Below are 12,142 nucleotides of genomic sequence, written 5' to 3'. Positions count from 1 at the left end.
GCGGCGGGTCAGGAGACCCGGCCCGCCGCCAGCACCACCCGGGCCAGTTCGGGGTGGAGGATGTCGCTGTGCGCCCCGGCCGGTGGTCCGCCGCGGCGGACCACCGAGGCCGCGTCGATGTTCACGCACCCCGACGCGGGCAGCCCGCCCGCGAGGGCATGGGCCAGATCGAGCGTGACCGTGCCGGGCACCGACTGCACCCCGTCGTGGCCCAGCGCGCCCCAGCGGGGGCCGAGTACGGCCGCGATCTCGTTGCCCAGACAGGACCGGTCGTCCCCCGCCAGCCTCGAGGCCAGCGGGTAGAAGGTGCCGAGGGCCGCGTCGAAGCGGGAGTAGCAGCACACCAGCGGGCCGTCGACGCGTCGCTGCTGGTCCTTCAGCGCCCCCGACCGGTGCGGGTCGTCGGGCAGCCGCTGGGCGAACGCGTAGTGCGAGAAGGCGCCCTCGAACAGCGTCACGGACTTCACCGTGCGCACCGCGGAGGGCAGCCCGCGCAGCGCGAACGACACCAGACGGCCGCCGAAGCTGTGCCCGACCAGGTGCACCCGCACCCCGGGCGCGACCGCCGCCAGCCTGCCCAGCAGCGGCCCGAGCCCATGCTCGCCGATGGTCCCGGCGCGCCCCTTCATCGTGTAGTACGCGGCCTGCCGCAGCAGTTCCTTGGCGCCTTCCCACGGGTTCGGCAGGCCGAACCCCTCGGCGCCGCCCGGCGCCGCGACCGCGGCCAGCGCGTCGGCGAACTCCGCGCAGGCGGTGGCCGGTTCCTCGGTGAACACGGCCGGCAGTCCCGGCTCGTCGGTGTCGGCGGCGGGCCGCTGCGCGCCGTCGAGCAGCAGTCGCACCAGCCGCCCGAACTCCGTCAGTCCGGCGTCGCCCGCCGGCCGTTCGTCCAGCAGCCGGGCCAGCCGGTCGAGGACGGACGTATGGCCGGGGAAGACCGCGAGCAGTGCCCGCCGGGTGTCCTTGTCCAGCGCCGGACCGGGGGCCGCCTCCGCCTCCGTCGCCGGCACCGACTTCGGGAAGTCGGGGATCGGCTCGTCGCTGAACCGCATCGACGGCCAGACCACCCCGACGTACCCGAGGCGCGCGTGCGGCGCGAGACCCGGGAACGGGGCGAAGAAGCCGCGGTAGAGGGCGGTGGCGGCCGAGCGGTCCTCGTTCCAGCCGTGGGCGAAGACGACCAGGTCACGGACGCCGCGCTCCGTGACCTGGGCCAGCAGGCGATCGCGTTCGGACGGGTCCACGTCCCCGTTCGTGTCGAAGGTCAGCTCCCAGTAGGGAGACACGCTCATCCCAGGATCCGCCATGTCAGGCTCCCTCGCCCCGCGGAAACGTCACGTGCCGTAATTGTTCCGCGACGCAGCGAAGTTAACCATGGAGCCTGGTTCACCCGTACAGGAGATGTTCCTCGCGTACCCGCCGGAACGCGGCCAGTTCCCGCCGCCAGGCGTCCACCACCTCGTCGGTGCCGGCCCCCGCGTCGATCATCGTGCGCACCCGGTCCGATCCGGTGAGCTTGTCGATCCAGTCGTCCGGCCGCCAGGCGAACTTCTCCCACACCTTGCGCGCGGTCACCAGCAGCGCGATCCCGGTGCGCACCGGGTCGTAGGCGGCCCGGTCGGTCACATGGACCTGCACCCCGCCGACCGTGGTGCCCGCGAACTTGGAGAAGGTGGGCGCGAAGTACGCCTCCCGGAACCGCACCCCGGGCAGCCCCAGTCCGTTCGCGGCCGCCGCCCAGCGGCCGTCGACGCCCTCGGCGCCGAGCAGTTCGAACGGCCGGGTGGTGCCCCGCCCCTCGGACAGGTTGGTGGCCTCGAACATGCACGTGCCGGAGTACACCAGCGCCGTGTCCGGCGTGGGCATGTTGGGGCTCGGCGGCACCCAGGGCAGCCCCGAGGCGTCGTAGAAGTCCGAGCGCCGCCAGCCCGTCATCCGGACCGTCTCCAGGGGGACCGGCGTGGTGAGGAACTCCTTGTTGAACAGCCGCGCCAGCTCCGCGACGGTCATCCCGTGCGCCTGTGCGATCGGCTGCCGGCCCACGAACGTGGCGAACTCCTTGTGCAGCACCGGACCTTGCGCCTCGCGGCCGGTGACCGGGTTCGGCCGGTCGAGCACCACGAAGCGCTTGCCCGCGAGCGCGGCCGCCTCCATGCAGTCGTACAGCGTCCAGATGTAGGTGTAGAACCGCGCGCCCACGTCCTGGATGTCGAAGACGATCGTGTCCACCCCGGAGGCGGTGAAGACGTCGGCGAGGGCCTGCCCGCTCTTCAGGTACGTGTCGTAGACCGGCAGCCCCGTCTCCGGGTCGTCGTAACGGCCCTCGGAGCCGCCGGCCTGGGCGGTGCCGCGGAAGCCGTGCTCGGGGCCGAAGACCGCGGTCAGCCTGACGCGCGGGTCCTCGTGCATGACGTCGACGATGTGGCGGGCGTCCCTGGTGATGCCCGTCGGATTGGTGACGATGCCCGTCTTCCGGCCGTCGAGGAGCCGGTAGCCGTCGGCCGCGAGGACCTCGAAGCCGGTGCGGAAGGCCGCGCGGCCGTGCGGGGGTGGGGCCGGTACGGCCGCCAGGGTGGCTGTGGCCAGGAGGTTTCTTCGGGAGAGGTGCAAGGGGTGCCTCCGTCCGTGCGGAAGGTGCGGGCCGTGTGGCGCGGGTGGCGCGGTTGCCCGCACCCCTTTGAGGTTGGTGCGGCAACCCTTCCTTCACACATACCGACCGGTTAGTCTGGCCGCGCTGAGCCGAGTCGCGTCGTGTCGTGAGGAGACCGATGGTGCATGCCATGCAGGATGCGGGAGTGGTCGTCACCGGGGCGGGCGGGGGCATCGGGGCCGCCCTCGCCAGGCGGTTCGCCGCGGCGGGGGCACGGGTCGTGGTGAACGACCTGGACGCGGCCAAGGCGGCGGCGGTGGCCGGGGAGATCGGCGCCACCGCCGTGCCCGGGGACGCCTCCGCCGTCGTCGAGCAGGCGCGGGACGCGCTCGGCGGGACCGTGGACGTCTACTGCGCCAACGCCGGGGTCGCCTTCGCGGACGGTGACATCCACGCGTCGCTGGACGAGAAGGCATGGGCACTGACCTGGGACGTCAACGTGATGGCGCACGTCCGCGCGGCCCACGCGCTGCTGCCGCACTGGCTGGAGCGCGGCAGCGGCCGGTTCGTCGCGACGGTGTCCGCCGCCGGGCTGCTCAGCATGGTCGGCGCCCCCTCCTACAGCGTCACGAAGCACGGCGCCTACGCCTTCGCCGAGTGGCTGTCCCTGACGTACCGCCACCGCGGTCTGAAGGTGCACGCGATCTGCCCGGAGGGCGTGCGCACCGACATGCTCGCGGCCAGCGGCAGCGCCGGCGAGGTGATGCTGGCGCCCACCGCGATCGAGCCGGAGGACGTGGCGGACGCGCTGTTCCAGGGCATCGAGGAGGACCGCTTCCTGATCCTGCCGCACGCGCAGACCGCCGAACGCTACCGGGGGCGCGGCGCGGATCCCGAGCGCTGGCTGGCCGGCATGAACCAGATCCAGCAGAAGGTGGAGGAGGTGTCGTGAGCGAGTCCCGCTACGCGTCCAAGCCCTGGCTGGCCCTGCTCGACGAGGCCCAGCGCGCCCCCGTCGACCCCGCCGACTCGCTGGTGCACGCCCTGCGCGCCGCGGTCGCCGAGGCGCCCGAGCGCACCTTCCTGAGCTACTTCGACGGCCGGCTGAGCTATCGCGAGGTGGACCGGCTCACCGACTCCGTCGCCGCCGGCCTCGCCGCGCGCGGACTGGAGCGCGGCGACCGGGTGGCCGTACTGCTCCAGAACTCCCCGCACTTCGTGCTGGCCCTGCTCGGCGCCTGGAAGGCGGGCGCCGTCGTGGTGCCGGTCAACCCGATGTACAAGTCGGCCGAGGTCTCCCATGTGCTGCGGGACGCCGAGGTGGCCGCGCTGGTCTGCTCGCAGCGGGCGTGGGAGTCGTACCTCAGGCAGACGGCCGCCGACTCGCCGGTGCGGATCGTGCTCACCGCGTGCGAGCGGGACTTCCAGACGCACGACGACGCCCGGGTGCTGTCCTTCGAGCGGCTGCCGCAGGCCCCCGACGCCGAGGACCTGACGGCCGTGGCCCGGCGGGGCGGACCGGCGCCCGAGGGCCGGGACCCGGCACCCGACGACATCGCGCTGATCAGCTACACCTCCGGCACCAGCGGCACCCCCAAGGGCGCCACCAACACCCACCGCAACATCATGTACAACGCGGAACGGCAGCGCACCGGGCTCCAGCTCCCGCCGGGACCCGTCTACTTCGCGCTCGCGCCGCTGTTCCACATCACCGGCATGGTCTGCGAGCTGGGCGCCTGCTTGAGCAGCGCGGGCACCCTCGTGCTCGCCTACCGGTTCGATCCCGGCGTCGTCCTGGAGGCGTTCGCCGAGCACCGCCCGCACTTCACGGTCGGCCCCTCCACCGCCTACATGGCCCTGGCCGCCCACCCCGACGCGTCCCCGGAGCACTTCTCCTCCTTCGCGCACCTCGGCTCCGGCGGCGCCCCGCTGCCGCCCGCGCTGGTCGAACGGTTCCGGGAGCGGTTCGGGGCGTACATCCACAACGGCTACGGCCTCACCGAGTGCACCGCCCCCTGCGCCTCCGTGCCCACCACCCTCGAGGCGCCGGTCGACCCCGTCTCCGGGACCCTCGCGGTCGGGCTGCCCGGCCCGGACACGGTGGTGCGGATCGTGGACGACCGGGGCGCGGAGGTGCCGTTCGGCGAGCAGGGCGAGATCGCGGTGCGCGGCCCCCAGGTGATCCCCGGGTACTGGCGGCGGCCGGACGCCACCGCCGAGACCTTCCCGGACGGCGAGCTGCGCACCGGCGACATCGGGTTCATGGACCCGCAGGGCTGGCTCTACGTCGTGGACCGCAAGAAGGACATGATCAACGCGGCCGGGTTCAAGGTCTGGCCGCGCGAGGTCGAGGACGTCCTCTACACCCATCCGGCGGTGCGCGAGGCGGCCGTCGTGGGCGTGCCCGACGGCTACCGCGGGGAGACCGTCAAGGCGTACATCAGCCTCCGTCCGGGGGCCGGGGCGGACCCGGATGAACTCGCCGTGTACTGCAAGGAGAGACTGGCGGCCTACAAGTATCCGCGCCAGGTGGAGATCCTCCCCGAGTTGCCCAAGACGGCGAGTGGGAAGATCCTCCGTCGGGAACTGCGTTCCCGCGACGGCGGTGGACAGCACGGGAACAAGTGACATCACGGAAGGCAGGTGGCGGCAGTGCCCAGGACGACGGACGGCGACGGAGCCCCTGTTCCGCAGCGGCTCCTGGCCGCCGCCACCCGGCTCTTCGCGGAGCAGGGCTACGACCGCACCTCCGTGCAGGAGATCGTGGAGGCGGCCGGCGTCACCAAGGGGGCGCTGTACCACTACTTCGGCTCCAAGGACGACCTGCTGCACGAGATCTACGCGCGGATGCTGCGCGTCCAGCAGGAGCGGCTCGACCACTTCGCCGGCATGGACGCGCCCGTTCAGACGCGGCTGCGGGGGGCCGCGGCGGACGTCGTGGTGTCCACCATCGAGAACCTGGACGACGCCTCGATCTTCTTCCGCTCCATGCACCAGCTGAGCCCGGAGAAGTACAAGCAGGTACGGGCCGAGCGGCGGCGCTACCACGAACGCTTCCGCGCGCTCATCGAGGAGGGCCAGCAGGCGGGCGTCTTCTCCACCGCGACCCCGGCCGACCTGGTCGTGGACTACCATTTCGGCTCGGTCCACCACCTGTCCACCTGGTACCGCCCCGACGGTCCCCTCACCCCCCAGCAGGTCGCCGACCACCTGGCGGACCTGCTGCTGCGGGCGCTGCGCCCGTGAGGTGACGGACGAGGGCCCGGGCCGCCGGGTTCCCCGGCGTCGCCCCGCGCCCGGCCAGGACGACGGTACGGCCGGGCTCCGGCTGCCGTATGCGCACACACGGCAGCCCCGCCCGCTCCCCGATGGCGCGGGGCACGAACGCCACCCCGATCCCGGCCCGGACCAGCTCGACCAAGAGCCCGATCTGGGTGACGTCGCAGGTGATGCGGCGGTCCAGGCCGCAGTGGGCGGCCAGCCGGCGCACGGCCGTCTCCAGGCCGGTGCCCGCCCGGAAGTCGACGAACGGCTCGTCGGTCAGGTCCCGCAGGAGTGTCCGCCCCGCGCGGGCCAGCGGATGCCCGGGGGCGGTGACCAGCACCAGTTCCTCCTGCCAGGCGGCGTGCGCGTGCAGCCCCTCGGGCAACTCCCGGGCGTCCGGCGCGAGATACGCCAGATCCAGCTCACCCGCGCGCAGCGCCTCGGTCAGCTCGGGGACGGTGGCGTCCCGCACGGAGACCTGGATGCCGGGGAACTCCCGGTGGAACGCGGCGAGTTCGGCGGGCAGATCGACACAGGTGAGCGTCTGGATCGTGCCCACGGCCACCCGCCCGGCCGCCAGCCCCGCCACCGCGGCGACCGCGTCCCGCGCCTCGGCGGCGCCGGCGAGCAGCGCCCGGGCCCTGGGCACGAGGGCCCGCCCGGCCTCGGTGAGCACCACCTTGCGGCCCGTGCGGTCGAACAGGTCGGCGCCCAGCTCGCGTTCGAGGTTGCGGACCGACACGCTCAGCGCCGACTGCACGATCAGCTCGGCGCGCGCGGCCGCGGTGAAGCTGCCCTCGGTCACCACGGCCATGAAGTGCCTGAGCTGGCGGATCTCCATCCGCCCATCGTAGGGAACCCGTTCATGAAAGCGATGGCTCCCAGCGAATCCATCTGTTGGACCGGTGGACGGCCCGCGCGCCACGCTGGACGCATGACACGCAGACCCTCGTCCCTGTCCCGCCTCCGCTCCTTCCTCGGCGCCCTGCTGCGCGCCGACCACACCTACTTCGGCGGCTACTAGTTCTCGGCGGTTACTGGAGGTACTTCTTCAGTTCCCGCCGGGCCAGCGACCGCTGGTGGACCTCGTCGGGGCCGTCGGCCAGCATCAGGGTGCGGGCGGAGGCGTAGATCTCGGCCAGCGGGAAGTCCTGGCTCACCCCGCCCGCGCCGTGCAGCTGGATGGCGCGGTCCAGGATGGCGACCACCGCGCGCGGCGTGGCGATCTTGATGGCCTGGATCTCGGTGTGCGCGCCCCGGTTGCCGACGGTGTCCATCAGCCAGGCCGTCTTCAGCACCAGCAGCCGCAGCTGCTCGACCGTCACCCGGGCGTCGGCGATCCAGTTCTGCACCACGCCCTGCCGGGCCAGCGGCTTGCCGAACGCCGTGCGGGAGACCGCCCGGCGGCACATCAGCTCGATGGCCCGCTCGGCCATGCCGATCAGCCGCATGCAGTGGTGGATCCGGCCGGGGCCGAGCCGGGCCTGCGCGATGGCGAAGCCGCCGCCCTCCTCGCCGATCAGGTTGGTCACCGGCACCCGCACCCGGTCGAAGACCACCTCGGCGTGGCCGCCGTGGAAGTGGTCCTCGTAGCCGAACACCCGCATGGCCCGCCGGACGGTCACACCGGGCGTGTCGCGCGGGACCAGGACCATGGACTGCTGACGGCGGATGTCCGCGCCGTCCGGGTCGGTCTTGCCCATCACGATGAAGATCCGGCAGTCCGGGTTCATCGCCCCGGAGATGTACCACTTGCGGCCGGTGATGACGTACTCGTCGCCGTCCCGCTCGATCCGGGTGGTGATGTTGGTGGCGTCCGAGGAGGCCACCTCCGGCTCGGTCATCGCGAACGCCGAGCGGATCTCACCGGCCAGCAGCGGCTCCAGCCACTGCTTCTTCTGCTGCTCGTTGCCGAACTGCGCCAGCACCTCCATGTTCCCGGTGTCGGGCGCGGCGCAGTTCGTCACGGTGGGCGCCAGCTGCGGGGAGCGGCCGGTGATCTCGGCGAGCGGCGCGTACTGGAGGTTGGTGAGCCCCGCGCCGTACTCGGCGTCGGGCAGGAACAGGTTCCACAGGCCCTGCCGCCGGGCCTCCGCCTTCAGCTCCTCGACCACCGGCGGGGTCTTCCAGGGCGAGTCGAGCGCGGCCCGCTGCTCCTCGGCGACCGCCTCGGCCGGGTACACGTGCTCGTCCATGAACGCGAGCAGCCTGGCCCGCAATTCCTCGGTGCGCGCGTCGAACGCGAAGTCCATGACGGTCAGCCTTCCTGAAGAGTGGTCAGTCCGTGGTCGATGAGGACGGGCACGAGAGCGCCCATGCGGTCGAAACCGCGGCCGACCGTCTGGCCGAGGGTGTAGCGGTAGTGGATGCCCTCGACGATCACGGCGAGCTTGAAGAAGGCGAACGCCTCGTACCAGGAGACGGCCGAGACGTCCCGCCCGGAGCGGGCCGCGTACCGCTCGATCAGTTCCGCGGGGGCCGGGTGCCCCGGCGCCTCTGCGGTGGTGGCCACGGGCGAGTCGGGCACGTCGAGGCTGCGGCTGTACATCACCAGCAGACCGAGGTCGGTCAGCGGATCGCCGAGGGTGGACATCTCCCAGTCGAGGATCGCGGTGATCCGGTCGTCGGCCCCGATCAGCACGTTGTCCAGGCGGTAGTCGCCGTGCACGACGGCGGGCGCGGGGGAGGCGGGCAGCCGGCGGCCCAGGGTGGCGTGCAGCTCGTCGATGCCGGGCAGGTCGCGGTTGCGGGAGGCGTCCAGCTGCTTGCCCCAGCGGCGCAGCTGCCGGTCCAGATAGCCCTCCGGCCGGCCGAAATCGCCGAGGCCCACCCCGGCGGGGTCCACGGCGTGCAGCTCGACCAGCGTGTCCACCAGGGACAGCACCGCGCTGCGCACCCGCTCCTCGCCCAGCGCGGCCAGCTGCCCGGAGGTGCGGTACGGGGTGCCCTCCACGAACTCCATCACGTAGAACGGCGCGCCCAGCACCTCCTCGTCCTCGCACAGCAGCACCGGGGCGGGGACCGGCACGGAGGTGGGGTGCAGCGCGCTGATCACGCGGTGCTCGCGCTTCATGTCGTGCGCGGTGGCCAGCACATGGCCGAGCGGCGGCCGGCGGACGACCCACCGCGAGGTGCCGTCGGTGAGCGCGTACGTGAGGTTCGACCGGCCACCCTCGATCAGCCGTCCGCCGAGGGGGCCCCGCACCAGACCGGGGCGCTCGCGCTCCAGCAGGAGGCGCAGCCGGTCCAGGTCGAGTCCGGGCGGGTGGTCGGCGCTCATATTCACTCCAACGAACGGGCGTACAGGACGCGATTCATGATGCCGACCGGTCGGTATGTCGTCCAGTGCGTACGGCGAACATGGCGGGAAACGTGACCGGGGCCACGGCACGCCCGGCGCCCCGCCGGGCCGCGCGGGATCAGCCGCCGGCGGCCCGGAACTCCGCCAGCCGCCGGTACGCCGCCAGCCCGTCCGGCACCCACTCCCACTCGCCGAGCCGCCGTTCGACCTCCTCGTCGGTGAGGAAGCCGTACCACTGCACCTCTTCCTTCTGCGGGTCGACCGGCAGCTCGCAGCGCACCTCGTACACCGCCGACCACCAGGACCGGCCGGCCCCGTCGTCGTAGAGGAACGTGAACAGGTGCGTGGGCCGGGGCAGTCCGGACACCCCCAGCTCCTCCTCGGCCTCCCGCAGCGCCGCCTCGTCGTAGGACTCGCCCGCGCCGACCACCCCGCCGACGAACGGGTCGTACAGCGAGGGGAAGACCGGCTTGGTGGCGGTGCGCCGGTGGACGAACAGCCGCCCGGCCGCGTCCCTGGCCTGGATGAAGACGCAGCGGTGGCGCAGCCCCCGGGCGTACACCTCGCCGCGCGGCAACTGCCCGACGACCCGGTCGTGTTCGTCGACGATGTCGAGGATCTCGTCAGCAGGGTTCATGACCTCATCCAAACACGGGCGCGGTCACGGCGGCCGTCCGGCGGCGCTCGGGGTCACCGCGGCAGGTCAGCGGCGCTGGAGGTCGCGGGCCGGCGGCTCCGCCTCCGTCGCGCCGCACGGCATCGCCGGGTGCATCCCGAGCAGGACGATGCCCGCGACCACGGCCGCGAGCCCGGCCGCCTGCCAGGCCAGCGCGCCGGTGTCGGTGCGCAGCCGGTCGCCGAGGAAGCCCACTCCGCACAGGATTCCGGCCAGCGGCTCGGCGGCGGTGAGCGCGGGCAGCGACATCCGCAGCGGCGCCGTCTCGAACGCGCTCTGCACCAGCACCAGTCCGGTGACCCCGCACGCGAACACCCCGTACGGCTGCCAGCTGGTGAACAGTTCCCCGAAGCCGCCGTCGGAGAAGAGGGTGCCGCTCACCCGGGTCAGCGCGTCCTGCACCCCGTAGAGCAGCCCGGCCGCCAGGGCCAGCAGCACCGGGCCCCAGCTGAGCCGGGAGCGCTTGGCGTACGCGGTGAGCGCCAGCGCCACCCCCACCACCAGGCCGATGATCAGCCAGTGCCGCAGCGGATCGGCGATGGCGGTGCCGGCGCGCGGTTCACCCGCCATGATGAACGCGCTGACCCCGCCGGCGAGCAGCAGCAGCCCCGCCCACCCCTGGCGGCCCAGCGGCTGCTTGGTCTGGTGGCGCGAGAGCGCGAGCGCGAACAGCAGGTTGGTGGCCAGCAGCGGTTCCACCAGGGAGATCTCGCCCTTGCCGAGGGCGACCGCGCCCAGCACCATGCCGGCCACCATCAGCCCGAGCCCGCCCAGCCAGCGTGGCACCCGCATCAGGTCCAGCAGCAGCCGGAACGACAGGAAGTCGCTCAGCGGCGCCTGCTGCGCGGCGTTCTGCTGGAGCACGAAGCCGAGGCCCAGACAGCAGGCCGCGCTCACGGCGAGGAGGAGAACCAGAACGGACACGCTGCGTACCTCGATCATCCGGCCGGACCACGGACGCGTAGGGGCCGACTGTAGCGCTCCCGGGGCGGCATTGCCCCGGAAGGACCCGGAAACGGGCGGTTGCCCCGCCATGGTCGGCGCCCCGGACGCGGGGCGCCATGGCGTACGCCACAGCCACCCGCCCGGAGCTCGCCCGGAGTGCGGCCGCCCGACGGCGCCCTTCCGGACGTATACCCCAATTACCTTGGCCCGCACGGTAGTTGAACCCATCAACAGGCGCGTTCCGCTTGACGTAAACCTTGGCCTGCGGGTTTGCTGTCCGTGATCGGCCGATGGCAGCCCGAGAAACAGGAAGTCCCGCGGTGTCACCACTCCCGCCCCTGCTCGTCGCCCGCCGGGCCCGCACGGACGGGCCGGGACCCACCGCCCCGGCCGCCCCCGGCGCCTACGACGACGCCCTCGACGACCCCGAACTACGCACCGCCCGCGCCGCGTTGGTCCAGGGCCGCAGACAGGCCGCCCGCTCCCTGCTGCTGCACACCGGCGACGACTGGGACCGCCGCGGCCACCGGCTGACCGTGCTCGCCCGCGAGCCGTACGCCGCCGCCTGGGCCCGGGACTGGCTGAAGGCCGAACCCGCCTCCGCCGACGCCGCCGCCCTGCTCGCCCTCGCCCGGGTACGGCGCGCCCTGCGCGGCCGGGAGGACCCCGACCGGGCCCGCGAGACCTGCGCGCAGGCCGCCGCGCTCGCCCCCGGCGACCCCACCCCCTGGCTCGGCCTGCTCCGGCTGGCCCGCACCCAGGGCGCCGACACCGAGGTGCTGGACGCCTTCGCCGAGGTGCGCCGCCGCCACCCCGAGCACCACCACGCCCACCACCTGCTCGTCGCCCGCCTCGCCGAACGCCCCTCGGGCGGCCGGGCCGAGTCCCACGAGGTGTACGACTTCGCCGAGGCGGCCGCCGCCGCGGCCCCCGCCGACTCCCCGCTGGCCGTCCTGCCGGTCGTCGCCCTCGCCGAGCGCCACCGGGTGCTCGCCGCCACCGGGCTCGCCCCGGCCGACCCCACCGCCTCGGCGCACTGGACCGGGCCGCGCGCCCGGCGGATCCTGCGGGCCGGCTTCGACTGGTGGCTGGAGTGGGAGCACGACGAGCACCCCCGCCGGCACATCGACCTCAACCACCTCGCGTTCGCGCTGTCCGCCGCGGGCCGCCCGGCGGAGGCCGCCGTGCTGTTCCGGCGCATCGGCCCGCACGCCACCCGCGTCCCCTGGTGCTACCCGCACCGCGACCCCTGGCTCGCCTTCCGCACGGCCCGCGCCCGCGCCCTGCCGGCACCGGCCTGAGCGCCGCGCCGCGGACGCGAGTCCTTACGAAACCCTGACCAGCGCCCGGAAGCCCTGGTCAGTCG

The 12,142-nt window shown here is 73.5% G+C and carries 11 protein-coding genes; 4 read left to right on the top strand and 7 right to left on the bottom strand.

Translation table 11 applies throughout. From position 1 onward, the window contains the following. Positions 1-8 precede the first annotated feature (8 nt). Positions 9-1,307 carry a serine-threonine protein kinase gene (locus BLW85_RS10425; protein WP_074991897.1) on the bottom strand — a complete coding sequence of 433 codons (1,299 nt, stop codon included), beginning with the start codon at positions 1,305-1,307 and terminating at the stop codon, positions 9-11. Between the two features lie 79 nt (positions 1,308-1,386). Next, positions 1,387-2,610: an exo-beta-N-acetylmuramidase NamZ family protein gene (locus tag BLW85_RS10420; RefSeq protein ID WP_074991896.1), complete on the bottom strand. Its 1,224-nt coding sequence runs from the start codon at positions 2,608-2,610 to the stop codon at positions 1,387-1,389. Between the two features lie 158 nt (positions 2,611-2,768). Here BLW85_RS10420 and BLW85_RS10415 point away from each other — a divergent pair, with 158 nt between their 5' ends. The 3 genes from BLW85_RS10415 to BLW85_RS10405 are packed head-to-tail and all read left to right on the top strand — an operon-like array spanning position 2,769 to position 5,836. Beyond that, on the top strand, positions 2,769-3,542 hold the full coding sequence (locus BLW85_RS10415; protein WP_107409098.1) for an SDR family oxidoreductase: 774 nt from the start codon (positions 2,769-2,771) through the stop codon (positions 3,540-3,542). Then, on the top strand, positions 3,539-5,218 hold the full coding sequence (locus BLW85_RS10410) for a class I adenylate-forming enzyme family protein (RefSeq protein WP_070027904.1): 1,680 nt from the start codon (positions 3,539-3,541) through the stop codon (positions 5,216-5,218). Before BLW85_RS10415 ends, BLW85_RS10410 begins: the two co-directional genes overlap by 4 nt. A gap of 24 nt (positions 5,219-5,242) precedes the next feature. Then, on the top strand, positions 5,243-5,836 hold the full coding sequence (locus tag BLW85_RS10405) for a TetR/AcrR family transcriptional regulator (protein ID WP_070027903.1): 594 nt from the start codon (positions 5,243-5,245) through the stop codon (positions 5,834-5,836). On the opposite strand, the gene BLW85_RS10400 is transcribed toward BLW85_RS10405, so the two are convergent. The 5 genes from BLW85_RS10400 to BLW85_RS10380 form a co-directional block, all read right to left on the bottom strand. Then, positions 5,775-6,695, bottom strand: a complete 921-nt coding sequence (locus tag BLW85_RS10400; protein WP_070027901.1) for a LysR family transcriptional regulator — start codon at positions 6,693-6,695, stop codon at positions 5,775-5,777. The two genes, BLW85_RS10405 and BLW85_RS10400, sit on opposite strands and share 62 nt — an antisense overlap. 193 nt (positions 6,696-6,888) lie before the next feature. Next, on the bottom strand, positions 6,889-8,106 hold the full coding sequence (locus BLW85_RS10395; protein ID WP_070027899.1) for an acyl-CoA dehydrogenase: 1,218 nt from the start codon (positions 8,104-8,106) through the stop codon (positions 6,889-6,891). A gap of 5 nt (positions 8,107-8,111) precedes the next feature. After that, positions 8,112-9,134, bottom strand: coding sequence for a phosphotransferase family protein (locus BLW85_RS10390; protein ID WP_074991895.1), 1,023 nt, complete (start codon positions 9,132-9,134; stop codon positions 8,112-8,114). 139 nt (positions 9,135-9,273) lie between these two features. Further along, positions 9,274-9,792 (bottom strand): NUDIX hydrolase, encoded by a 519-nt coding sequence (locus tag BLW85_RS10385; protein WP_074991894.1) that lies wholly within the window; start codon positions 9,790-9,792, stop codon positions 9,274-9,276. Between the two features lie 66 nt (positions 9,793-9,858). Beyond that, complete coding sequence (locus BLW85_RS10380; protein WP_070028031.1) at positions 9,859-10,755, bottom strand: DMT family transporter; 897 nt, start codon at positions 10,753-10,755, stop codon at positions 9,859-9,861. A gap of 341 nt (positions 10,756-11,096) precedes the next feature. Between BLW85_RS10380 and BLW85_RS10375 the strand changes: the two genes are divergently transcribed. Further along, positions 11,097-12,077, top strand: coding sequence for a hypothetical protein (locus BLW85_RS10375; protein WP_074991893.1), 981 nt, complete (start codon positions 11,097-11,099; stop codon positions 12,075-12,077). Positions 12,078-12,142: the final 65 nt, after the last annotated feature.

Origin of the sequence: Streptomyces misionensis, from assembly GCF_900104815.1 — a bacterium.
Lineage (GTDB): Bacteria > Actinomycetota > Actinomycetes > Streptomycetales > Streptomycetaceae > Streptomyces > Streptomyces misionensis.
Note: the sequence above shows the minus strand (reverse complement) of the source record. Positions and strands in the feature narration are given on the sequence as shown.

Bases quoted from the DNA above. Each gene is read 5' to 3' on its own strand.
- BLW85_RS10415 (WP_107409098.1), top strand. From the start codon at position 2,769: ATGGTGCATGCCATGCAGGATGCGGGAGTGGTCGTCACCGGGGCGGGC.
- BLW85_RS10390 (WP_074991895.1), bottom strand. From the start codon at position 9,134: ATGAGCGCCGACCACCCGCCCGGACTCGACCTGGACCGGCTGCGCCTC.
- BLW85_RS10395 (WP_070027899.1), bottom strand. From the start codon at position 8,106: ATGGACTTCGCGTTCGACGCGCGCACCGAGGAATTGCGGGCCAGGCTG.
- BLW85_RS10385 (WP_074991894.1), bottom strand. From the start codon at position 9,792: ATGAACCCTGCTGACGAGATCCTCGACATCGTCGACGAACACGACCGG.
- BLW85_RS10400 (WP_070027901.1), bottom strand. From the start codon at position 6,695: ATGGAGATCCGCCAGCTCAGGCACTTCATGGCCGTGGTGACCGAGGGC.
- BLW85_RS10425 (WP_074991897.1), bottom strand. From the start codon at position 1,307: ATGGCGGATCCTGGGATGAGCGTGTCTCCCTACTGGGAGCTGACCTTC.